Genomic DNA, 22,340 nt, shown 5'->3' with positions numbered 1-22,340 from the left:
GCTCCCCTCGTTACACTGTTATACATGAATCAGATTCATGGACTCATAACATATCGACAACCCTATTAACGATGAAACGTTCTTTTGATGTGCCTGCAAACCAGGTCTCAGCTGCTTGGCTGAATCCTAAGCTCATGAAGAAGTGGTTGTTCACCAGCGAAACGACAAATAAAGTTGTATAGAATGAACCCAAAGTCGGCGGTACTTGGGAAATCGTAGACCATCGTGAGGGGAAAGATTATAGAGCTATTGGAGAATACCTGGAGATTGATTCACCCAGCCGATTGGTGCTTACATTTGAGATGCCACAGTTTAGCGAAACTGTTGATACGATTACCGTTGAAGTCACTTCTCATGGAGAGCGTTACGAGATGACGTTCACACAACAGATTATCGTTCCCCATGAAGAAGGATGGACTGGAGACGATATTGAAAAAGCAATCCGTGAATATAACACCGGTTCTGAGCAGGGATAGAAAGCAAGAAAAAGGGCAGTCTGTACACATTACAGCTGCCCTTTACTCAACCTATTTTGCTATATCAGCATACTCCTGATCCCAATTCTACAAAGCTTCCTTAATCACCCGCTTATAGTACCACACGGACAACAGACCAAAAATTGAATATAGCAATGTATAGACTATCATGACAATGACCGTAGGTGTCGCCAGCTCCGTACCAAAGAAGAACCAACCTGATTTCACGGCAAAATAACTATGACTCAGTCCCACCACAAGCGGAATACCGAAGTTGAACAACTGCTTGATCTGAATTCCTCTCAACAGATTGCTTTGCGTGAATCCAAGCTTACGAAGAATGGTATAATTGCCCTTCTCCTCTTCACTCTCATTCATTTGTTTAAAGTACAGGATACACCCCGATGTGATTAAGAAGGTTAAACCAAGAAAACCAACAATGAACATAATCAAGCCCATATTGTTACGTTGGTTATTTCTGAACTCAATCTGGGAGAAACTTGGGGCTTCCAATTGCTGCTCCCTATATACGGCATATGCCTCTTCAGCCTGCCCCTCGTTCAGAATACGCACACCATAGTAGTCAGCCCGCTCGGGTTTCTGAAGCTCGGGATCGAGATCCTGTCGCAGCTGCTGATATACCGTTTCATGCACCACCGCAACCGGCGTACCCCCTGTATAGTACGAAGGAAGCACTCCCTGTTTGGTGGTTCCGATCAGGTGCTGGTCCAGCGTTCGCTTCAATCCATGCAAGACGATTGGACCTTTCTCCTGAATGGTAATCAACTGCTTAATGGCATTTCCATATCCCATGAAAACCACTTCACCTGGCTTCAGATTAATGTTATCCACCATGTTGTCACTCACCACACTACTGAGCAGGTACTGGTCCGCCATGGACTCATCCATCACCTCATGAGCATCAATTTCAATGTAAATGGGCTGTCTATGATTCTCCTCATATGGAATCTGTTTGTGTTCCAACTCCGCTACAAAGCGATTTTTTACATCCACCTGAGCAAAAGAGAAATCCTCCGGCAAGCTTTCCTTGGCCTGCGCCTCTGCCGAATAATACGAAATGTAACTGAGCGACAGCATGCCAATAGCAAGCGCCGACACGGTTGTAATAATCGTGAGTAGCAGTGCATTGGACTTCATGCGGAACATGATTAAAGATAAAGACAACACCTCATGAATGGTAAGGTACCCGTTTTTACTTTTGCGAATCAGATTAAAAATAAAACTTACCGATCCCTTATAGAACAGATATGTCCCCAATATGACCGAGAACAGAATCAGAAGCATCGTATACATTAACTGCTGCATATCCATTGCCTCGCCGCTGAACAGCCGTGCAGACAAGAAGTATCCATACACAATCAAGGCAATACCCAAGACGCCTATAATCATCTGTCCTACAGACATCTTCTGCACCTGTTGTTCCGAAGTGGCCGATACCCGAAAGAGCGTGAGGATACTCTGCCCCTTGATAAAGGTATAGTTCATCAGCATGATGAGCAGGTATATGACCGTAAAGACGATGACCGTTTGCAGCAAGGCCATTGGCGAGAAGTACAGTTTCGTAATCGCATCGACACCGAGAATTTTAAACAAGATCATCAATACCAGCTTGGACGCAAGAAACCCAATTAACACACCGACAGCCATGGAGCCAAAATAGAGAATACTGTTCTCCGCACTCAAAATGCCAAAAATTCTGCCTTTCGTCAGTCCGATCAATTGAAACAACCCAATTTCTTTGCTGCGCCGCTTGATAAAGATCGTATTGGCATAGAGCAAAAAGATGCCGACAATGACGATTAAAAGTACCGAAGATGTGCCTATGGCGGCCGCACCTTTCGTTGAAGCAGCTACCTCATCCATGGAAGGATCATACTGCAACGTCACAAAGGAAAAATATAAGGCCACGCTGAACACGAGCGCAAATACATAGAGATAATAATTCTTTAGATTTTTCCTCAGATTGCGGAAGATGATATAACTCAAGCTCATTGCTGCACACCACCCAACACGCCCTGGGTTTTGATAATATCGTTGAAGAACGATTGCCGGGACTCGTCTCCTTTATTCAGTTGGGTATAGATCTGACCATCACGAATGAAGATTACTCTGCTGCAATAACTTGCGGCAACCGGATCATGGGTAACCATAATAATGGTCGCCTTTCGTGCATTGTTCATATCACTTAACTTGCTGAGCAGATCCGAAGCCGACTTGGAATCCAGCGCTCCTGTCGGCTCATCCGCAAAAATGATACTCGGCTCGTGGACAAATGCTCGTGCTGCGGACGTTCGCTGTTTCTGTCCACCCGAAATCTCAGATGGATACTTGTCTTTTAATTCGTAGATTCCCAGTTCACCGGCAATCTGTTCAAACTTCCGATGTGCCTCCTGCTTTGGAATGCTCGTAATCGAGAGCGGTAATAATACATTTTCCTTCACCGTAAGGGTATCCAGTAGATTGTATTCCTGAAAAATGAAGCCCAGATGATGTTTGCGGAACTCAGCCAGCTGTTTCTCCTTCATTCCGGTGAATTCCTTGCCTTCAATATCAATCGTGCCCTGACTCACCCGATCTATGGAGGAAAGTACATTAAGTAGCGTTGTTTTACCCGAACCCGAAGGCCCCATAATACCGACAAACTCTCCCTTGCTTACCCCAAGATCAATCCCCTTTAGCACTTCCTGTTTGTTCAGTTTATTACCATAGACTTTATGAATTTTTTTGGCTTCCAGTATCCACATATCCCACTCACTCCTCTTTGAACTTCTGCAAAATGCTCATGTCTATATCATAGGCGGGATGTGCAGTGTTATCGTGCGATTCACCGAACAAAACCAAAAAGCATGTGACATTGTTGTCACACGCCTGAAAGATGCACCATGTCGTTTTTTCGCGGAAAAGTAAGTGCGACGGTTGTGCCCTCGCCAGGAAAAGATTCTACATGAATGCTCATATGAAGCGTCTGGACCACCTGACGAACCAAATACAAACCCATCCCGGTAGCCGACCCATCCATTCTGCCTCGGGTGGACGTAAATCCTTTATCAAATATACGTGGCAGATCTTGAGCCTCAATCCCTCGCCCGTGATCCTGAATGATCAGCACAAGGTGTCCATCCTGTTCCCGACTTGCAATGAGGATATCCGATGAATCACTGTACTTCACCGCATTGCTCAGCAACTGTCGGATAATAAATCCTAACCATTTGCTGTCTGTCAGCACGCGAGTAACCGTGAGGGAGACATCGAAGCCAATGCCTTTGGAAATGCACCACGATCTCAGGGCTCGAATCTCTCCGTTCAGCACCGGTTCAAGTTCCGTCTCTTCGATGAATAAGTCATTATGCATAAATGGAATCCGCTTCTGATGAAGCTGCTGATCCAGCAACTGATGGATTCGTAACCATTCATATGTCATTTGGCTCTGTAGCTTGTCATCTGGCAAGCGCTCGATCATCAGTTGCAACGCTGTTAGTGGGGTCTTCACCTCATGAATCCAAGACAACATCTCGTCCTTCTCCTGTTCCAGAGCGATAAAATGATGTGACGACTCCTTACGATACCGCTGTGTCTGGGAACTGACGGCCTCATGTACAATCTGCTCATATGGACTTTCGGCGATCTCGAGTTCTCTCAGATCATAGGTATGATCCCAGGTGCTCAATTTTTTATAGAAACGGGTCTCTTTCAGGTATCTCGCCCAGATAAAAACAAGGCATACCACTACATTCAATACTACGATATACATCACAGATTGGAATGGAATGGACGAGTCCATGTAGGCCACAAATAAGATAATAAGCTGCATGCTTACCAACAGCCATAACCAACTAGCCTTTTCCCGTATGTACTTGCCGATCATGCTTCCGCCTCTTCCGTTGCCATGTAGCCCTGACCTACTTTGGTTTCAATGAAACGCTCCAGTCCAATGGGTTCAAGTTTCTTCCGTAACCGATTAACGTTAACCGTCAGCGTGTTATCACTTACGAAATGCTCATGATCCCACAAACTCCGGATGAGATCCTCACGGGTAACAATCTGATTTTTGTGCTCGACCAGCACTTTAAGAATGAACATTTCATTTTTGGTTAACAGGACAGATTCATCCCCGCAGGTCAACGTATTCTTCACATATTCAATAGCAGCACCGCGCCAAGTCCGGAGTTCAATATGCTCTGTATTATAGTTGTACACCCTCCGCAAAGTCGCTTGGATCTTGGCAATCAATACATCGAAGTGAAAAGGCTTCTGGATAAAATCATCTGCACCCAAATGCATGGACATGACCATATCCGCAGGATGATCCCGTGAGGACAAAAAGATAATCGGCACATTGGAGTGCGAACGAATAATCCGGCACCAGTGAAACCCGTCATATTGGGGCAATTGAATATCAATAATGACCAGTTGCGGCTGAATCACGCTGTACTCCTGCAATACTTTGCCAAAGTCCTGCACACCATACACGTCATACGACCACTGGGTTAAGCGTTCCTTGATTTCACTGAATAACGATTCGTCGTCTTCAATGAGCATAATTTTAAACAAGAGAGTTCACCACGTTTCTGATCTTCTAAGGTTGAATAAGGTAATTAGACTCCGTTGTTACAGGGTCACCGTTACGAATACGAATCGTTGCTCCGATCGCTGTTATCAGTGTACAGGGAAGTTGGGCTTATATCAAAAAGGTTTTCACACTTCGTAAAGAATACAAACCGAAATACATATATCATATTAACTCTCAACAGCGTGTATAACATGGCTTGCATCACTGTGTTCATCGATCCGCTCGATCAACTGCATCGCTACGTCTCGAGGCGATCTTAATTGTCCTGCTTCATATACTTGGGTGAATAGCCCAGACAGCGCAAATTCCTCTGCACTTTTGCCTCGTGCAACAGCCTGTAATTCCGTATCAACCATCCCCGGATCAAAAGCAATAATCTCAACAGGGTTCTGTTTGCCCGTTTGTTCCAAGGATACGCATTGGGTGAACATGTTCATACCTGCCTTGGATGTACAGTACACTGCCATTGAAGGCGCGGGATAACTTCCCGAACCGGATGAGAGATTGACAACTTTACGCCTGGCGGACAGGTGATTCGTTTGTTGAATAAAAGAGGAACTCAATATCATTGGCGCTGCGAGACTGATGTTAAGACTCTGACTGATCTCTGCCGCACTGCATTGATCGATAGGTTTTAGAGGCTCTAGCATCGCTGCGTTATTAATGAGTCCAATGAAATCGGCTTCCTGAGACGGAATTTGGCTCAATACACGTGTAATCAAATCATCAATCCCAGTCAGGTCGGCAAGATCATACTGAACATGGCGATAACGCCCGCTCCATTCCTCGCCTGATTCCAACAGATCCGAACGCCCGCGTGAAATACCGTAAACGTAATCCCCCTTAGCCAATAATAACTCTGCAAGTTGTAAACCGATCCCTTTGGATGTGCCTGTAATGATAAAGTGTCTTCTTCCTGTTTGCGTTCCCATTCTGATACCACTCCTCCTCTATTTTCAATGCATGTAATTCCCCTACTCTTACGAGTTTTTCTTTCTCCACAACGTGGCCCACAGAAAAGGTACACAAAAACATGGTTCATGCTGCTCCATCGCCTTCATTGCACGGAACTCCACACATTCAAAGCCATCTTCCAGCATGTAGCGAAGCTTCTCCTCCGTGAACGCAAGACCACCTCGCATCGACTTCTCTTGATACACCTGCCAATCATTCATAACGGTTTCCGGCCCACCAATATCGCCAAAACCCGGAGCAAAACAAGTCATTCCAAAAGTTCCTCCTGGACGGAGTGCATTATGGATCATATCTATGTAGGGAATGCGCTGATGTGGTAACAGATGATGCAAACAACCTGAGTCGTAGACAAGATCATATTCTTGCTCTGGGTTCAGTTCGAACACTGAGCGACATTCAAAGTGTACGTCCAATTGCTCTTCTGCCGCCCTCTCCTTAGCCCAGGCAATCGCTGTCTCCGAAAGATCATAAGCATCTACCTGATAGCCTTGGCGGGTTAAATACAACGCGTTTCTGCCCGGGCCACAACCCAGTTCCAATGCCTTGCCACCTGTCAGCAGACCTGCATTCACATGCGTTACCAGATTCTCATCCGGTTTGTTTGGGAAAAAGGGGATGGGTCTGTTCCGATCCTCATAGAATGGCTCCCAAAATTGCTTGGCAGATCTGAAGTCCGCATCGAGCATATCATATAGATCCTGTACACTTTTAATTGTCTTTTCCACAACCACATTCCTCCTTAAATTCCCGTTCCACTCCTCATTTTCCGCTATCAAATTCTTGTTATTTTCATTAAATCATCCACACTCTATTATAACATTTTTACCCAGTAGTTCTCTATTTTTCTTGTGTTTTATATTCGAAAACATAAGCTTTTTCCCAACAAAAAACGACCGACATGGGATGTCGATCGCTTGCAATAGTGCTGTTTTAAGTTGTAATTCACTTCGCCCGTTCCAGTACTGCAAAGTAATTTCCTTCGTTATCGGCAAAGTTGAAGACACGCCCCGTTGGCATCTCGACAATCTCTCCAACCGTTACATGTTTACCAGACAAGTCGGCATATAATTGATCCAGATTTTCGGTGAAGAACATTAACGAAGGTGTGCCCAGATTTATACCCGCCGACATCCGCTCCACAAACGCCTTGTCATGAAGAATAATGCTCGTCTGCGAATTTGGGGTAGGCGCAATCTCAATCCATCTCATACCCTCGTCAAGGTTTACTTCATCCACAATATGGAACCCCGCAATTTCCGTCCAAAATGCCAATGATTCATCCTGATTGTTGACATACAACATAATCTGGCCGACTTTGCTAAACATGCATCATTCACTCCTCTAATCATCTAATCTCTCAACATCCTGCTTATCATTCCTCAAATTCCAATAGAGTATAACATGCAGGACAGCTTTTTTATCATCTTTCTTTCGTGGTACATGCAACTTAAACTGAAGTACACTTTTATGCTTCCAATACAATTAGTTTCTTGGAGTTCCCTTATAGGGTTCTAACAAGGGAAAGTCTATGAAACCCCGAGGTATAATAATTCATATCGACACCTTCTTTTTGAAAATTCATTCGTTCATAAAATACAAGCGCCGCTTTATTTTCTTCATGATCCAGTGTGTAAAGCATTACATCACTACATCCAAATCCAGCTATTTTTATACATATATTTGTAATTAGTGTACGTGCTACTCCCTGTCGAAGGTGTGATTTGCATGTAACAACGCCAACGATTTCATACCGGTTAACAGTAGACTGAAAGATATAACCAGCATGACCTATGACAACATCTGCTTCGTCAACCATGACATAATAAGCACTGATACGTTCATCCGTCATTTTTAAAAATGAATCCCAGCGCGCAGGATACTGATCGCGTATAAACGAAGGAAATTGAAAATGATGATCCGTCATCATTTTCAGCACGGCTGGCTGATCAATTGCTTGAAAAAGGCGAATAGTCATCTTTTTATCCCCTACCCTTTAGTGTGCATGTAGACATCTTTTAAATTACCAGCTTCATAATATGGATACTCTAGTTTTTGTTGAACTTGAAGGACGATCTCCATAGACGTTACCATTTCGACCAAGTATAGTCCCAGGTCAATGGAAGCCGTAACCCCGCACCAGTTACCGTATTACCATCACGCACTACACGCGCTGAAATTACTTCTGCACAATAAGGAGTCAAAAAATCATAAGCAGATGAGTTGGTAGTAGCCCTTTTTCCATTCAGGAAACCTGCTGCTGCCGCTCCTTTCATTCCCTGAATAATAAATAAAGTGTTTGATCAAAAGATCAAACACTTTGCCCAGGCGTACGGCATATAATATATGTGCTCCCTCGTGGTTCAATCCACGTTTACGCCAGGCACACATAACAGATATTTACAACTAGTATACATGACATCTTTCATCATTGTATATATTATGAAATTATTGCGTGGCTTTTAACTTCTTCGTAAGATAAAGTACAACATCGTCGTCCATAATTGTTTCTTCACCCGGCTGAATGTAATGATCGTGCTTGTGTACACCCTGACCGTCTGGTATGTATCCGCGATGGGCATATAGAATTTGCGCTTTGCCATAATCGGAAAATACGCCTACACCAATGCCTGCTACATCCGTTCGTTCCTGAATAACTTCCTCTGCGCGGTCCATCAACCGTGAACCAATACCTTGGCGCTGGTACTTCATCAGCACATTGAAATCGTTGATTTCAGGAATCCCCTGCTCCTTGAACGCTGGATAATATGATACCCACAATACATTAACGTATCCGGCAAATTCTCCATTTAACTCAACTACCAAGGTTACGCGTTCCCCATTCTGTTGTTCAGCCAAGTAACGAAGATACTGTTCGGCAGATTTATGCCATCCCTGTGCTTGAAAAGCCTGCGAGATTACAAATGGATCATTCTCATTTAAGAGCCGTATATGTATGTTCGTCATGATGCACTCCTTTCATAACAGATCTATTGGTTCTTTAGATTCCAAGTCTATCCCGAAGCGATGTGATGTGAGCAACATGGTGTTTGCCATGCCAAGCATACATGCCCAGATTGTAATCCAGTCTTGTCGTTTCTTCCGATGAGGGATGATAAAATTGTTTGGCATAATCTGCATCTGTCAGCGCGTTTAACAGAAACACCCAACGACGATGGAGGGCATCCAGAATCTGAAGCGAGAATTCAACATCCAGGTCTCTTGAATCACTCAATTCAGCCCAGCGCTCTTCATAATAAGGTCGAATCGTTGGTGTATCCTCTGTCAGTGCCAACTTGAAACGAATCATACTGTTCATGTGGCTGTCTGCCATGTGGTGAATCACCTGTTTGAGCATCCATCCGCCTTCTCGGTACGGCAGACTTAATTGATCTTCACTCAGTCCCTTTACTGCTTCGCGCGCGCGTTCAGGCAGCTCAGCAATGTCCTGAATCCACTGCTCTCTCTGTGCAGGCGTAACCTCGCCCGTGTGTACAAATGGTCCTATCGGAAATCTTTCATCCATCCATTATTCCTCCTTCTTTGTATGATTCAAAATAACTTTAAACAGTATCTACAGGGCATATTCCATAAGCCAGCAGTCTCGCATTTGTCCTTCATGCTGCTCATGTTTTTTCAAGAGCTTAATCCTTTGGAAACCACATTTCTCATAACAGGATATCGCTCGCAAGTTCCAGGCTTGAGGGTCCATGACTATTTTTCGAGCATGCTTTTCGTTAATCAGAAAATTCAGCATGGATTGCATCAACTGTGTACCTATACCTTTATTCCAGTAATCTACCTCACCAATAAACTGATCCGTTCCATAGATGATCTCATCCGTGTCTCCATAACCATACTCCGTTCGTTCCTCTTCCTCAAGCTCATAGAACTGAATGTATCCAATCGGATTTCCTCCATACTCAACGATACAACGAGTAGCATTATCATCCTGATTGTAAAAATGTTCTCTTACCAGTTCCAGATTATGCTGCCGATCACGGCCTTCATAGTATTGAAGGACTTCCGGGTCAGACAGCCACTTCACCAAGTGGTGTTCATCTTCAATCTTCAAGAAACGTACGGCGATTTCGTTCGATTCATATACATTATTCACTCTGCGTACTCCTTAATGATTTCAAGTGGAGTTCCCGAGACCCAACTCAGGTCTTTGCCCAGAACATTTTCTTTATGAACATAATAGATCATGGGATGCTGAATGAGTTCTGCTTTCTCATCCAAAGGATGAATGGTAAAACGCATCTTGTACGTGCCCGCTGCATCAGGTATGGAGAACCCTGAAAATTCAGTCATTGCCGTGGATGACTGCCTCTGTAACGCTTGACGAAGAATTCCTTCCATTGCACCCGTGCTGCCGACGGAAACGGGTTGAATAAATCGGTTGTCCTTTTTATTATCACTAAAAGTTATTGAGCCCCAGCCAGGCACAACGGGATATACAGTATGCTGACTCTTATCTTCTTTTCTGCGTGTAATAGATAATTGTACCTCGTATTTCTCCGAAGCGGTCTGCCGAATCGTGCCCTTTAAGCTAACATCCTGCTCTGTAACGCTCGGAGTCAAATTATTATATACAATGAAAGTTGCTACAATAACAATCGCAATGCCAGTTAGCCAACATATCGTACTTCTACGCATGTATTTAACCCCCAATATTATCCGTAAGTTTGAAGCATTTCGCTCTCCATTAATGTCTGTGTAACGCAGTCTAATTCCGGAGAAGCAGACCAATCACTATGTGTATTCAACCCATATTTAATTGTATGGATAACGCTATTGGCTGACATATATACATTGTGATGGACTCCCGGCTGGACAACGATGTGCTCTCCTTCACGCATCACTCGGATGGAAAGCATCTGATCGTCCCCATAACTGGCGTAAGCAATCCATCCGGTTTGTACCACATAAAACTCCGTTACACTGACGTGTACATGACTGTTTTGCCATGCTCCGTGGGAAGAAGCAACTGTTCTACAATAATAACTGCCATCTTCTGCTATCATTTTATATTTCTGTTCCCCGTTCGCCATCTGCTCGAAGCTGGTTTTGACACCAGTTTCACCATATTTCTTTTCTGAAAATTCTGTGTTCACTCGACTTCAGCTCCTTACGGCTTGCCAGATATACTTGCGTTCTCTCACAGCAAGTCTACCGTTAATCCGGTTCTCCTCCAGCTTGGTTTCCAGCTGTCCCCGGTACTCATGCTGTGTATAATCCGGGTTTCCGGGGATATCGGAGAGAAAGATGGCAAACTCTTTTTCATCCGGGAAAATCATGAGTGCCTCGTTAAATTCCTCGATCTTGATTTCCTCATACGCATTTCTTTCCAATCGCTCTCGCACCTTGGTTATATCCGTATGAATACCAATCATAACCCCACCCTTTTGCAGTAATCTCTCATGCTCAATAATGGAAGTTGGACCTCTGCGATCATAGATCAGACCGAACTGCTCATCTGCAAAGGGCATCTTTTCTTTAGTCGTAGTGCATACAAATTCCACATTCGTAATCAAACTTGAATGAAGAGCACTTCGGGCAATCTTAATCATCTCTTCCGAGTTATCGAACCCTGTAATATGATCGGTGTATGCCGACATTTTCAACGTAAACTCACCATGTCCACAGCCTGCATCGAGCACGGATCTATACTGAGGCAGAAACTTAATCAACCGTTCTTCAAAAGTATCTTCAGCAGAGTTACCTTCCAGCGTAAACAAAGCTCTGCTCCTGTAACCCCCATTACGTTTTGCGATCATATCGTACCATTCCATGCCCATAGAGGACCTCCTGACAAAAACTTCCTTCTCCCGAAATATTCGACATAGGTAAGTCGATTCTCCTGTTTTGATAGGGAGATATCTTTTACTAAAATTTGAAACGCTTCTCTTCCAGTTTCCGTATTAAGGTCGAAGTCGTATTTATCCCCAAATAGTAAACCATCTGATCTGGAGGTTGAGCGCATGTCATTTTTCAAGAAAATGTTAGCCAGTGTAGGTGTTGGAGCAGCCAAAGTAAATACGGAATTGCATACACCAGAGGTCACGCCTGGAGGAATCATCTCGGGGGTCGTGTACATTGAGGGTGGAGATGTGGAACAGAACGTAGATCGAATCTATCTTTCAATCAAAACCCATTACATACGGGAGCGCGATGATCGCAAAGTAAAAGAAACAGCCGTTATAGCCAAATATTTGCTCACCGAAGGTTTCACATTGCAGCCTGGAGCCAAATTGGAGAAAGACTTCTCATTTGACCTGCCAGAAAATCTGCCTATTACACTGCATCGTGCAGAAGTGTGGGTAGAAACGGGCCTCGATATCTCAAGCGCCGTGGACCCATCCGACCGGGACAGATTGCATGTTGTTCCTAGCAAAGACATGAACACCGTGCTCGATGCAATTGATATCCTTGGCTTCAAGCTACGCGAAGTGACTAACGACTATGCGCCGAAGCTGGGCGGCAATCTGCCATTTGTGCAGGAATTCGAATTTGTGCCAACGAGCAAGTTCCGTGGGCATCTGGATGAACTGGAAGTTCTGTTCTATCCGATGGGAGATTCGTTGGAACTGTTATTACAGATCGATCGCCGCGCTCGTGGACTCAGTGGAATATTCTCCGAAGCGATGGGAACGGATGAGAGCTTCGTCCGCCTGCATCTGTATGAACGACATCTGGCGCGGGGTCCGCATTCTGTCGCTCAAGGACTGGAAGAGGTCATATCCAAACATATCTAATCTATAGTTTGTGTAAACGAATAAAAACCGTCCTCTATCAGACAAATCAAATCTGATGAAGGACGGTTTTTAGGTTGGGTCAGTTTCACATAGTAACGAGCTGATCTATATATGTTCCCTTTAATAATTACACGATAACGGAGAGGACAGAAATAACTTGAAGAAGCAAAGCCAAAAGCTTTCTGAAAGAAAGCTACTTCGGAAGCATACGCCTCGCCTTTATCCACGGATTTTCCCCTTTCGAAAAGGGGATCAGAAAAATCTGGGGATAACAGCGATCGGAAGGTTATTCTGTCATCGGAGTGACAGTGGTATTATCCTTAGTGAACATATATATTAATACACTTCGGTACTTTTCAGACTCAACGTTTCGCATACAAGTTGGGCAAAGGCATCGAAGCTGCCGCAGGATCGTAGGCTTTCCAACTGCTCCTCCTGCCGGATCAATTCTACAAACAGATCATAAATCCCCATCGCCTGTTCGTAATCCTCTTTGCAGATGGATAACATAAATACAGCATGTACTTCATTCTCCTCATCCCACGGAATCGGCTTCTCAAGCAGACATACCGATACGGTCGTACGGGTTGAACTCAGCTCCATGGGATGCGGAATGGCCATACCTCTTCCAAGCGCGGTTGAAGCCATTTTTTCCCGCTCCTGCACAGCGGGCCAGAATTGCTCCGTTACAATTCCCTTCTCCAACAGTGCCCCGCTCATCTCAGCCATAAGTGTCATTTTGTCAGGCTGATCGGACCGAAATACGAACAACGCTGGATCAAAGTAACGCAGCAGCGTCATTTCCTCCTGCTCATCACTGGTTCGCACCAGATGCGTGATCGTTGCCATGTCGCGTTCCGATGGAATCGCAGCAATGACAGCTGACGGCTTGCCTTTGGACTCCCGTAACCGGATCGTAGAAATGACCAAATCTTCGGGCACACTCCCCATCTCCTCGTACTCCCGTAGCGAAACTACACGTGAAACCTCCAACTCTGCAAATAAAGAACGCAATCTCGATTCAAGAATACGGGCTGTGCCGTATCCTGATCCACAGACGAGCAATACGGATTTCCGTTTGCGATGAGGAATCTGGTATTTACGTTCCAATGCTGCCCCAATGTGGAGAGCCAGGTAACCGATCTCACTGTCATTGATTTCATGAGGTACATATGTCTGTAGCTGTTTCACTGCACTTATCGTAATCTCATAAGCGAGTGGATAATATTTACGTATATGTCCCAGCAGTGGATTCCGCATATTCATGCCATGTTCCAACCGCGTAATCATGGGCTTCAGATGGGCATAGAGATCATTCGGTAAGCGGTCATCATCTCGCAGATCATAGGTGTACCGATCATAGATATGACCCAGCATCTGCTGTACAGCAACATATAATGGGTCACTTCGGAGTCCATTCCAATCGGTAGCGGTCATTTTTTTACTAACAATATGAAGCAACAGATAATCTCGCTCTCCGACTGGACAGTGAATGGAATATAACGACTCCAGATCCTGAATAATGTGTTGTGCAAGTTGCTGATCCTGCAGGTTCGCCTCCACTTTCTCGAATCGCTCCAGTTCATGCCCCTGTTTAATGCGCAATACCATAACAGCCAGATGCGTAATCAGATCTTTCAGCGCCACATCTGCAATACGAACATCCTGTTTGCCTACATGGCGAATGACGATCTCGCGGATGTGCGCAGGTTCGATTGGATACAGCAAACGTTCCTGTGCAGCAGTCATTCCCTCCGGTCCCAATTCTTCATCTCGCGCATCGGCGTACTCGGCAAGACAATAACGGAACCTTTGCTCGTCTCCGACGACCTTCACACCATGTCCTGGCTTGATCTGAAGCTGAAGCTGGTAGTTCTCCAGAATCTGACGAATGATTTTCAGATCATTGTTCATTGTTGCACGGCTTATATACAGCTGATCAGCGAGGTCTTCCATCTTAATATGACCCGGTTCACCAAGCAACTTGAACAATTCATAACGGATACGCTCATCAGGCGATCCAGGTACTGGCGCACCTTGTTGCCCATCATCCTTCCGTTCCTCCAACAGCTCATTATACCGCTTCGCATCATGCACACGAATGGAATATCCCCGTCCGCGCTTAGACTCCAGGCTCCCGCCATGCCCCGCAAGGATATGATCCAACTTTTTCAGATCATCCCGAATGGTACGCACCGTAACTTCCAGCCTGTCTGCAAGTGCTTGACTCGTCCAAGCCTGTTCCTGTCCTTCACCATGAATAAGGTGGAACAGCTTTTTCAACCGTTTAGTTGGAAAAATCATACCGATATCCGACCTCCCTTCTGATCAGGATTGTGTATAACTAAAGCTCACCTTATATCGATACAAGTACAGTCATCAATTTACAATGTGCGAGTTCCGGCAAACGAACGACCTCTTCTCCCTCGGTTAACCTCTGCTGAGGCTCCAGGGGTTGTTCACCAAGAGATACACGCTCTGCATGTACAGACTGATTAAAGTGCATGTTCACGTTAGCAGACTGTGACAAATACGGATTGAAGACACGTACAATGTATCCGTCACTCTGCTCTGCTTTCTTGAAGCTGCTTAACACCACGTTGGAATCGTCGCTGAACGACATCAGGCTGTAGTCGGGTTCCAGCACACGTTCCTCATCACGGAAAGCAAAGATCAGTCGTCCATTCAAAAAGTCGCACAGCTGATAACTGCTGATCGGTGTTAAATATTCACGCGCAGCACGGGCTACATTCGCTTCGTCGAATCCAGAAGTCTGGATATGCAGGCCAAAGGTAAAGGAGAGCTCGCCAAGCAATTGCGCGTCTGGTGTTGCTACAATTTTCTCACCGGAAGCCCGTCCGGGACGATACAACAGATTTTCCTTACCCATGAAACCGAACGTACGGAACAAGGTCAGGGCAATGGTATCCATTTGCTCGCCAACAATCTCATACTCACGTACACCCTCCGTCATCACAGCCATACCATGCGAACCGTTGTTCAACCCTGCATAACTCTGCATCGCTTCAATGGTGATCGGTTTCTCCTGCCATTGTTCGCGCTCCCATACCTCCACTTCTGGCAATGAGGTTGGACGAGCAATCACACCGAAAGGCTGATCTGCAATGGATAGGGCGGAAGCAATTCCTGTATCGAATAGGACACGCAGACGGTGGCTGAACACCTCATTCTGCACCTGAACGTGGAAGCGGATCAGCTCCTCTCCTTTGCGAAGGGATATCTCCACCTGCATTGGCAGTGCACCCGATGTGATGCCTGCGGCCCGCTCTTCCAGATCGTAGGGAACATCCAGCGTGAAACGCAGGGACAGTGTCTGGGATACTGACGTTTGGGTAGTAGTCGCACTCATCTGGCTGCCTGCCGAAGAAACAATTAGATCCCGCTCGGGTGGAGAATAGTTGTAGGAATCTCCGTCATCCCCATTATCTTCGAAGACCATCTGGTCCGCATACACTCGGCCTGATCGCTTGTCTGTAATTTGCAAGGTGCCGTTCGCTTGCAGCGCAATGGTGAAATGTTCATTTTCAATCGTGTCCCCGTTACGCCGCTCCATGACGGGTGCAGCACCTTGACTGAAATCAAAGATAATCTGGGTGTAGCCCATCGCCGGAACCTCTTGCAGTTCCACCAGCAATTTCGCGCGATATACCCGTTCCGGCAGATGCACTTTGCGACTTGGATTGAGATCGATGTGCTGTCCAAGCACATAATCGGTCTGGTCTACTTTTTCCAAAATGGTATAGGCTAGCTCGCGTCCCTTCGTATCCCGAATCACAAAGGATTCTTCCGGAATATAAGCTTCGATCTCGGTAACCCCGCCTCGCACATACGGTAGCGTGTTGAACAGGGTGAACGCAAATGTCTCCTCCTGCTGTATCGTTGAAGCAATCATCCGCATATGCAGGTCAAGCAGATTCAGTGCGATATCATAGGCCTGTTTATAACGGAACGCAACGTCCTGATTCGTTGTATCGCTGTTACAGCCACCGATGCTGTCATGTGCCGCATTCTCAAACAACAGCTTCCAGATGTCCTCAACAATGCGATGCGGGTAATCATGCCCGAGAGAATGGCTAATGGCAAGCACAGGTTCGAGCGTATTGGCAATCAGATTCTCAATCTGGTTATTCTGTTGCTTGAGATCCGCACGGGTGGAAAAAATGGACTTGTGAATGCGCATGTGCTTGGCTTCCATTAATTCACCCCGAAGTACAGGCAGATCCTGACTATCCGCTTCGATCTCCGCCAGAAAACGTTCCGGTTCATTCATCACATATTCGCGTTTTGTATCCAGCGCATTGAAGCGTTCAATCAACTGCGGCAGGTTCAACCGGACAGGTGCCTGATCAAACCCATTGGGGAAATAGATATGCTTGGTCGAGGCTTTCCGTTCAAGCGCACCAATCTGTTTCTCCAGATAAGGGATCAGATCTTCCTCATTCTCTGGAATGTTACCGCCGTAGTAATATCCGAATGGCATCTGTACAGCAAACACACGACTGCCATCTGATCCTTCCCACGTAAACTCGGTATGTGGATTTGTATTATCTGATACGCCTCTCCAGAATAGGAAACGTTCAATGCCAAACTCGCGATAGATCTGCGGCATCTGTGCCGATTGTCCAAATGCATCCGGGACATAACCGACCTTCATCGCATGTCCGTACTTTTGTGCTGTTTTCATACCATAATACAGGTTTCGGACCATGGATTCACTGGAAATGACCAATTGATCCGTCTGTGTATACCAGGGTCCAGTCATCAGTCGTTTGGCTGAAACCAGTTGGCGGATACGTTCCTCATCTTCGGGACACCAGCGGATGTAATCATCCAGCAGCGAGCCCTGTGCATCCAGCAGGTAATAATGAAATCCTTCGATATTCTCCAGTGCGTTCAATACTTCCTTGACGTGTTTGACGAGATAGACTTTGGAACGGGAGGTCGTAAAATACCATTCCCGGTCCCAGTGCGTATGTGGAATCACATGTACTTTGGTACGATTGCTCTCACTCATATCTCTATATCCCTCCAGATGCTTTTTTTAGTCAAAAACGAGTTCGATTTCTTCCCCGTTTTTCTTCACCGAAGCTTCCTGAGTCTTGGCAGGCTGTTTCTCCTCTTCATCACGGAAGTTCACCAGCATGGTGCCTCCCGCCACGATCAGTGCGCCGACGATGCCTCCGGCAAGGTACGCGATTGGGGTACCTACCGATACAGCTCCATATAACCCACCGATCGGTGGCATGATGATATGTGCTCCCAGCAATGCAGTCAGAGCAGCGCCCGTTGCACAGGCAAACATGTTGACCAGAATCATCTTGGCAGGGTTACGCAGTGTGAACGGGATAGCACCTTCAGTGATGCCGATCACGCCCATAATCACTGCACCTTTGCCCGCTTCCTGATAGGTTTTGGAAAAACGTTTCTTCATCAGCAATGTCGCCAAGCCATAACCAAGCGGCGGAATGCAGATGGCAATATTGATAAAAATATTCGGCAGATATACACCGGACAGGAACAGGGCGTTGCCTGCCATCCATGCCGCTTTGTTGACGGGTCCACCGAGATCGAACCCAATCATCGCTCCCAGAATAATGGCAAGCACAACGGTATTCGTTCCGCTCTGGCTCATGTTTTGAACCCAAGCAATCAGATACTCATTCAGTGCGCCCAGCGGGCCACCCAGAATGACCGCCATCAGAAATCCGGTTAAACCGACGGTAATCAGCGGTAAAATGATTAACGGTACCGAGCCAGCGGCTGGACCTGTAATCTTGACTTTGTTTTTAACCCACAAGGTGATATATCCGGCAAAGAAGCCTGAGATCAACGCGCCGAGGAAACCGGCGTTGGTCTGTTGTGCCAGCACCCCGCCGATCAGCCCTGCGGCCAGCGCAGGTTTGTCGGCAATGGAGTACGCAATATAACCGGACAGGACAATCGTCAATAGTCCGATGCCGCTCCATCCTACATTTTGCACGAGATATAAAATATGCAAGAATCCGCTTCCATCTTTGTACGGATCAAGATCGGTAATGCCCATCGATAGTGCGATAATTTTACAGATGGCAACGACCAGGGAACCCGCGATAATGACCGGCAGCAGATAGGAGATACCTGTCATTAGATGTGTTTTTGCTTCACCGAACCATTTTCTCATCGTACTCTCTCCTCATGTGGAAGGTGGGGTTAAGCTTGTGCGTTCACAGCCTCAACAGCTTTGGTTAATACGGCTTCTGCCTGACTTACCGCATGACCGATTTTGACACGCACGACTTTTTTATCGCCAAACCGATCCATGTCCTTCACCGTTTGATCCGCTGCAATTAGTACAAAATTCGCTGCAGCAATATCTTCTTCCGTGAGCTTGTTGACTTGTCCCATAGCCCCCTGCTGTTCCACTTTGATCTCATATCCCAGTTGTTGAGCTGCTTTCTCCAATGCTTTGGCAGCCATCGGAGTATGGGCGAGACCTGCGATACATGACGTAACACCTACGATTTTCATTATGACACCAGTCCTTCCGTATATTGATGAAGCAACGCATATACATCTTCCGGCTGCATCGCTTCTGCGATGGCCTCTTTGAATGAATCTTCCAGCAATAAGGTGGCAAGTGAAGAGATAATTTGCAGATGGGATACGTCTACATGACCTTTAGGCACAAGGATGGCAAAAATATATTTTACCGGCTTGCCGTCATGTGATTCCCAATCAATGGACTCCCGCAACCGAATGACCATCACCGCCGGACGTGTTACAACTTCACTCTGGGTATGGGGAATCGCAAAGTGATCCTGAAGTCCGGTGGAGTAGACACGTTCGCGTTCCCACAGATCAGCCGTAAGTTGTTCACGGTTTGTAGTGATGCTGTAACGCTCTGCCTCCGCAGATATGAAATCAAATACGTCCTCTTTGCTGTGCAATGTCTGATCGAGATAAATCTGATTGGTTGTAATCATGATCTCTGTCTCTCCTCCTCTCTCTATCCAAAACGATAAGCGCTTACAAGATCATTGTAACGGATTCCTCCTCAACCTTGGATCTAGAAAATTTCCCCTTCGAAGCGGAAAAACATTAGCCATAGTAAAAACCCTGAGTCTAATGGACTCAGGGCAGTTGTAAATGGTGTGTTACATCGATAACGTAAGTATACTGAATGTGGGGCCTAAGCGGACAAATTTCAGGAACGCTGTGTCCAGCGCTGCATTCCTGATCGAAGACCGTAATATGCAGCGGCGAGCAAAATGAATCCGGCAACAGCCATGATCATGGATGTTATATTCCATTGAACAAGGGTTCCAAAAGCAATCTTGGATTGCAATGGGGTACCGGATGAAGCGGTGTTCATCAGATCAGGTACGTAATTCATGGTCATCATCATGCCTTGAACGACATTCCAGGCTACAAAACCGATGATGAATAACAGAGTAACCAGAACGGATTCCATCGCTAATCGTTTGTTCATGCTTGTCATTTGCCTCCTCTTTCCATTCAATTAGACAAGAAGTGCTGCATCTCCTGTCTCAGACGATCTTTATTCGCATCCACATACTGATACAACAGGTCGAAACTTTCTTCGTTATCGGATTGCATGCTTATATTGCCGGCTTCCAGCTCAATTTGCTGCAATACCTCATGAATCTGTTCCCCGTGTGTTTGCAGGCTTGTCGTGATGTCATCTTCGGACAGGCCATTCACATTATCTCGTAATTGCCCGTGCGTTACGCCGCTCTCGGACAATATCTGCTCGATCTTCCTCAGGATCACGGCATCTGCCTCATTGCCGATCCGCTCCATCGCTGCTATTGTCTCACCGAGATACTGCCCGCTGGCATTCTCAAGGAAACCAGTCATTCCGTTCATGGACAGCTCGGTATCCAGATCAATGATTAGAATGGTATCTCGCAATACTTGCGGGAGTTCCGGTCCACTCTCTCGAATCGTCGCAAACTCAGCCCGATAAAGGTCCATGGCAACACTCCCCACTACTTCTTCACCTGACATCTCCTCAAGCTGATCGAGTGGTAACAACTCCTGCAATTCTTCTTGTAACTTGTTCATCTTTCTCTGCCTCCTGTATCTCTCTGTCTATATATACGCCGACACGTGATTACATCATAGCAGAATACGCTATATAAGTTGAACTTATGGAAGTTGGTATAGTATATCCTTTAACAAATTTACAGGGAATATCGTCAAGTTAACGTGCACTTGACCTCTGGAAAATGTTCCGCTGTTATGATCTTGGCATCACGAGTCTTGGGAGGGGTAATGATGCGCCTGGCCTTGTTCACAGACACCTATCTTCCGGAAACCAATGGTGTTGCTGGCACGCTCCACCGCTTGAGTAACCATCTGAACCGCAGAAGAATTGAACATCTGCTGTTTACTCCGAACTCCGTCATTGAAGGAAGCCATGAGACTCAAGTCAGATCGGTTGCTAACATCCCTTTTTTTCTGTATCCCGAATGCCGCATCGCTCTACCCAACAGAGCAAACACCCACAAGCAGCTACAAGCCTTTCAGCCCGATCTGCTGCATATCGCCACGCCTTTTAATATGGGGCTGCTTGGCCTGAGGTATGCGCTCAAACATCATCTTTCCCACGTTGTCTCCTACCATACCCACTTCGATCGTTATCTCGAATACTACCGGTTGAAAAGCATGATTCCGCTCTACTGGAAATATATCCAATGGTTCCACCGTGCCTGTGATGCAACACTCACCCCATCGCAGGAAACGTTAAACACCCTGCAAGCTCAAGGCATTCAGCGTCTGAAGCTTTGGTCCCGCGGGATTGATTGCAACCTGTACTCTCCTGATAAACGCAGTTCAGATATCCGTGAACGATACCACATCACCGCTCCCCTTATTTTACTCTACGTTGGACGCATTGCCCCGGAAAAAGATATCGCTACACTCACGACTACCATGCAGCAATTGCCACAGGAAATGCAGTCCCGTGTACACTGGATTATCGTTGGCGACGGCCCATCTCTCCCCAAAATGCGTCTGCAAACCCCATCGAATGTCACCTTTACAGGCTATATGCATGGCGAAGAACTTGCTGTTATGTATGCTTCGGCAGATCTGTTTGTGTTTCCTTCCTCTACGGAGACATTTGGAAATGTGGTACTGGAAGCGATGGCTTCAGGACTCCCAGTGGTGGCGGCCAATGCCGGAGGTGTAAAGGATCTGGTATCCCATCACCGCAATGGTGTATTATTCGAGCCAGGTCAGGCTGATGCACTGATTCGGGAGATATGTCTCTGGGGAAATCACGGGAACCAATTGAGGATGATGGGACTGGAAGGCAGAAAGCTGGCTGAGCAGCGGTCGTGGGAGCATATTTTTGATACACTGATCGGGGACTATGAGGAAGCGATAGAACATCGGAATCGACGAACGAAAGATCGAATTATTACAGCTTAGTTTGACGAAATGGGCTTTTCCAACAACCTATAACAACAGCCTCTGCCCTGTGCAAAGTTAAACCCGTTCGCCCGTTCAGGCTGCCGC

Annotated in this window: 23 protein-coding genes, 1 pseudogene and 1 riboswitch; of the genes and pseudogenes, 3 read left to right on the top strand and 21 right to left on the bottom strand. The window is 46.1% G+C overall.

Features of this window, described 5'->3' with window-relative positions; genetic code table 11:
• Nucleotides 1-197 precede the first annotated feature (197 nt).
• A pseudogene (locus tag NYE45_RS08110) lies at nucleotides 198-476 on the top strand (SRPBCC domain-containing protein); the annotation flags it as partial.
• Nucleotides 477-563: 87 nt separating this feature from the next.
• On the opposite strand, the gene NYE45_RS08105 reads toward NYE45_RS08110, so the two are convergent.
• From NYE45_RS08105 to NYE45_RS08040, 14 genes are all read right to left on the bottom strand, one after another.
• Nucleotides 564-2,489, bottom strand: coding sequence for an ABC transporter permease (locus NYE45_RS08105; RefSeq protein ID WP_340016328.1), 1,926 nt, complete (start codon nucleotides 2,487-2,489; stop codon nucleotides 564-566).
• A complete protein-coding gene (locus NYE45_RS08100; RefSeq protein WP_340016327.1) occupies nucleotides 2,486-3,241 on the bottom strand; it encodes an ABC transporter ATP-binding protein in 756 nt (251 codons plus the stop codon). The genes NYE45_RS08105 and NYE45_RS08100 overlap by 4 nt, the downstream gene beginning before the upstream one ends.
• Before the next feature lie 116 nt (nucleotides 3,242-3,357).
• The gene (locus tag NYE45_RS08095; RefSeq protein ID WP_340016326.1) at nucleotides 3,358-4,362 is read right to left on the bottom strand and encodes a sensor histidine kinase; all 1,005 of its coding nucleotides are present in this window, start codon (nucleotides 4,360-4,362) and stop codon (nucleotides 3,358-3,360) included.
• On the bottom strand, nucleotides 4,359-5,048 hold the full coding sequence (locus NYE45_RS08090) for a response regulator transcription factor (RefSeq protein ID WP_340016325.1): 690 nt from the start codon (nucleotides 5,046-5,048) through the stop codon (nucleotides 4,359-4,361). Before NYE45_RS08090 ends, NYE45_RS08095 begins: the two co-directional genes overlap by 4 nt.
• A 186-nt stretch (nucleotides 5,049-5,234) precedes the next feature.
• Nucleotides 5,235-5,999, bottom strand: a complete 765-nt coding sequence (locus NYE45_RS08085; protein WP_340016324.1) for an SDR family NAD(P)-dependent oxidoreductase — start codon at nucleotides 5,997-5,999, stop codon at nucleotides 5,235-5,237.
• A 48-nt stretch (nucleotides 6,000-6,047) separates the two neighbouring features.
• The gene (locus NYE45_RS08080; protein ID WP_340016323.1) at nucleotides 6,048-6,767 is read right to left on the bottom strand and encodes a class I SAM-dependent methyltransferase; all 720 of its coding nucleotides are present in this window, start codon (nucleotides 6,765-6,767) and stop codon (nucleotides 6,048-6,050) included.
• A gap of 217 nt (nucleotides 6,768-6,984) precedes the next feature.
• Nucleotides 6,985-7,368: a VOC family protein gene (locus NYE45_RS08075; RefSeq protein ID WP_062833361.1), complete on the bottom strand. Its 384-nt coding sequence runs from the start codon at nucleotides 7,366-7,368 to the stop codon at nucleotides 6,985-6,987.
• 175 nt (nucleotides 7,369-7,543) lie between these two features.
• Complete coding sequence (locus tag NYE45_RS08070; RefSeq protein ID WP_340016322.1) at nucleotides 7,544-8,017, bottom strand: GNAT family N-acetyltransferase; 474 nt, start codon at nucleotides 8,015-8,017, stop codon at nucleotides 7,544-7,546.
• A gap of 337 nt (nucleotides 8,018-8,354) precedes the next feature.
• Nucleotides 8,355-8,436: riboswitch (ZMP/ZTP riboswitch) on the bottom strand.
• A 51-nt stretch (nucleotides 8,437-8,487) separates the two neighbouring features.
• The gene (locus tag NYE45_RS08065) at nucleotides 8,488-9,006 is read right to left on the bottom strand and encodes a GNAT family N-acetyltransferase (protein ID WP_340016321.1); all 519 of its coding nucleotides are present in this window, start codon (nucleotides 9,004-9,006) and stop codon (nucleotides 8,488-8,490) included.
• A gap of 34 nt (nucleotides 9,007-9,040) precedes the next feature.
• Complete coding sequence (locus NYE45_RS08060; protein ID WP_340016320.1) at nucleotides 9,041-9,565, bottom strand: YfiT family bacillithiol transferase; 525 nt, start codon at nucleotides 9,563-9,565, stop codon at nucleotides 9,041-9,043.
• A 48-nt stretch (nucleotides 9,566-9,613) separates the two neighbouring features.
• Nucleotides 9,614-10,156: a GNAT family N-acetyltransferase gene (locus NYE45_RS08055; RefSeq protein ID WP_340016319.1), complete on the bottom strand. Its 543-nt coding sequence runs from the start codon at nucleotides 10,154-10,156 to the stop codon at nucleotides 9,614-9,616.
• Nucleotides 10,153-10,698: a hypothetical protein gene (locus NYE45_RS08050; RefSeq protein WP_340016318.1), complete on the bottom strand. Its 546-nt coding sequence runs from the start codon at nucleotides 10,696-10,698 to the stop codon at nucleotides 10,153-10,155. Before NYE45_RS08050 ends, NYE45_RS08055 begins: the two co-directional genes overlap by 4 nt.
• A gap of 17 nt (nucleotides 10,699-10,715) precedes the next feature.
• Entirely contained in the window at nucleotides 10,716-11,156 is a 441-nt protein-coding gene (locus NYE45_RS08045) for a hypothetical protein (RefSeq protein ID WP_340016317.1), read from the bottom strand.
• Nucleotides 11,157-11,162: 6 nt separating this feature from the next.
• Nucleotides 11,163-11,840 carry a class I SAM-dependent methyltransferase gene (locus tag NYE45_RS08040; RefSeq protein WP_340016316.1) on the bottom strand — a complete coding sequence of 226 codons (678 nt, stop codon included), beginning with the start codon at nucleotides 11,838-11,840 and terminating at the stop codon, nucleotides 11,163-11,165.
• Between the two features lie 183 nt (nucleotides 11,841-12,023).
• On the opposite strand from NYE45_RS08040, the gene NYE45_RS08035 reads away from it, so the two are divergent.
• Nucleotides 12,024-12,797, top strand: a complete 774-nt coding sequence (locus NYE45_RS08035) for a sporulation protein (protein ID WP_340016315.1) — start codon at nucleotides 12,024-12,026, stop codon at nucleotides 12,795-12,797.
• 336 nt (nucleotides 12,798-13,133) lie between these two features.
• Here NYE45_RS08035 and NYE45_RS08030 read toward each other — a convergent pair whose 3' ends face one another.
• The 7 genes from NYE45_RS08030 to NYE45_RS08000 form a co-directional block, all read right to left on the bottom strand.
• Complete coding sequence (locus NYE45_RS08030) at nucleotides 13,134-15,101, bottom strand: BglG family transcription antiterminator (protein WP_340016314.1); 1,968 nt, start codon at nucleotides 15,099-15,101, stop codon at nucleotides 13,134-13,136.
• 52 nt (nucleotides 15,102-15,153) lie between these two features.
• A complete protein-coding gene (mngB, locus tag NYE45_RS08025; RefSeq protein ID WP_340016313.1) occupies nucleotides 15,154-17,832 on the bottom strand; it encodes a mannosylglycerate hydrolase in 2,679 nt (892 codons plus the stop codon).
• Nucleotides 17,833-17,859: 27 nt separating this feature from the next.
• Nucleotides 17,860-18,978 carry a PTS fructose transporter subunit IIC gene (locus NYE45_RS08020; protein WP_036610325.1) on the bottom strand — a complete coding sequence of 373 codons (1,119 nt, stop codon included), beginning with the start codon at nucleotides 18,976-18,978 and terminating at the stop codon, nucleotides 17,860-17,862.
• 29 nt (nucleotides 18,979-19,007) lie between these two features.
• Complete coding sequence (locus tag NYE45_RS08015) at nucleotides 19,008-19,325, bottom strand: fructose PTS transporter subunit IIB (protein WP_017689749.1); 318 nt, start codon at nucleotides 19,323-19,325, stop codon at nucleotides 19,008-19,010.
• On the bottom strand, nucleotides 19,325-19,780 hold the full coding sequence (locus NYE45_RS08010) for a PTS sugar transporter subunit IIA (RefSeq protein WP_340016312.1): 456 nt from the start codon (nucleotides 19,778-19,780) through the stop codon (nucleotides 19,325-19,327). The genes NYE45_RS08015 and NYE45_RS08010 overlap by 1 nt, the downstream gene beginning before the upstream one ends.
• A gap of 221 nt (nucleotides 19,781-20,001) precedes the next feature.
• Nucleotides 20,002-20,286, bottom strand: a complete 285-nt coding sequence (locus tag NYE45_RS08005; protein ID WP_264930305.1) for a hypothetical protein — start codon at nucleotides 20,284-20,286, stop codon at nucleotides 20,002-20,004.
• Nucleotides 20,287-20,312: 26 nt separating this feature from the next.
• Nucleotides 20,313-20,882 carry a hypothetical protein gene (locus tag NYE45_RS08000; RefSeq protein ID WP_340016311.1) on the bottom strand — a complete coding sequence of 190 codons (570 nt, stop codon included), beginning with the start codon at nucleotides 20,880-20,882 and terminating at the stop codon, nucleotides 20,313-20,315.
• A 213-nt stretch (nucleotides 20,883-21,095) separates the two neighbouring features.
• Between NYE45_RS08000 and NYE45_RS07995 the strand changes: the two genes are divergently transcribed.
• A complete protein-coding gene (locus tag NYE45_RS07995) occupies nucleotides 21,096-22,253 on the top strand; it encodes a glycosyltransferase family 1 protein (RefSeq protein ID WP_340016310.1) in 1,158 nt (385 codons plus the stop codon).
• Nucleotides 22,254-22,340 lie beyond the last annotated feature (87 nt).

Origin of the sequence: Paenibacillus sp. FSL K6-1318 (assembly GCF_037976905.1) — a bacterium.
Lineage (GTDB): Bacteria > Bacillota > Bacilli > Paenibacillales > Paenibacillaceae > Paenibacillus > Paenibacillus amylolyticus_A.
The sequence above is the reverse complement of the archived record's forward strand: the minus strand, read 5'-3'. Positions and strand labels throughout refer to the sequence as shown.

Bases quoted from the DNA above. Each gene is read 5' to 3' on its own strand.
- NYE45_RS08105 (WP_340016328.1), bottom strand. From the start codon at position 2,489: ATGAGCTTGAGTTATATCATCTTCCGCAATCTGAGGAAAAATCTAAAG.
- NYE45_RS08005 (WP_264930305.1), bottom strand. From the start codon at position 20,286: ATGAACAAACGATTAGCGATGGAATCCGTTCTGGTTACTCTGTTATTC.
- NYE45_RS08015 (WP_017689749.1), bottom strand. From the start codon at position 19,325: ATGAAAATCGTAGGTGTTACGTCATGTATCGCAGGTCTCGCCCATACT.
- NYE45_RS08070 (WP_340016322.1), bottom strand. From the start codon at position 8,017: ATGACTATTCGCCTTTTTCAAGCAATTGATCAGCCAGCCGTGCTGAAA.
- NYE45_RS08030 (WP_340016314.1), bottom strand. From the start codon at position 15,101: ATGATTTTTCCAACTAAACGGTTGAAAAAGCTGTTCCACCTTATTCAT.
- NYE45_RS07995 (WP_340016310.1), top strand. From the start codon at position 21,096: ATGCGCCTGGCCTTGTTCACAGACACCTATCTTCCGGAAACCAATGGT.
- mngB (WP_340016313.1), bottom strand. From the start codon at position 17,832: ATGAGTGAGAGCAATCGTACCAAAGTACATGTGATTCCACATACGCAC.
- NYE45_RS08060 (WP_340016320.1), bottom strand. From the start codon at position 9,565: ATGGATGAAAGATTTCCGATAGGACCATTTGTACACACGGGCGAGGTT.
- NYE45_RS08095 (WP_340016326.1), bottom strand. From the start codon at position 4,362: ATGATCGGCAAGTACATACGGGAAAAGGCTAGTTGGTTATGGCTGTTG.
- NYE45_RS08020 (WP_036610325.1), bottom strand. From the start codon at position 18,978: ATGAGAAAATGGTTCGGTGAAGCAAAAACACATCTAATGACAGGTATC.
- NYE45_RS08050 (WP_340016318.1), bottom strand. From the start codon at position 10,698: ATGCGTAGAAGTACGATATGTTGGCTAACTGGCATTGCGATTGTTATT.
- NYE45_RS08065 (WP_340016321.1), bottom strand. From the start codon at position 9,006: ATGACGAACATACATATACGGCTCTTAAATGAGAATGATCCATTTGTA.
- NYE45_RS08100 (WP_340016327.1), bottom strand. From the start codon at position 3,241: ATGTGGATACTGGAAGCCAAAAAAATTCATAAAGTCTATGGTAATAAA.
- NYE45_RS08035 (WP_340016315.1), top strand. From the start codon at position 12,024: ATGTCATTTTTCAAGAAAATGTTAGCCAGTGTAGGTGTTGGAGCAGCC.
- NYE45_RS08075 (WP_062833361.1), bottom strand. From the start codon at position 7,368: ATGTTTAGCAAAGTCGGCCAGATTATGTTGTATGTCAACAATCAGGAT.
- NYE45_RS08040 (WP_340016316.1), bottom strand. From the start codon at position 11,840: ATGGGCATGGAATGGTACGATATGATCGCAAAACGTAATGGGGGTTAC.
- NYE45_RS08000 (WP_340016311.1), bottom strand. From the start codon at position 20,882: ATGAACAAGTTACAAGAAGAATTGCAGGAGTTGTTACCACTCGATCAG.
- NYE45_RS08085 (WP_340016324.1), bottom strand. From the start codon at position 5,999: ATGGGAACGCAAACAGGAAGAAGACACTTTATCATTACAGGCACATCC.
- NYE45_RS08010 (WP_340016312.1), bottom strand. From the start codon at position 19,780: ATGATTACAACCAATCAGATTTATCTCGATCAGACATTGCACAGCAAA.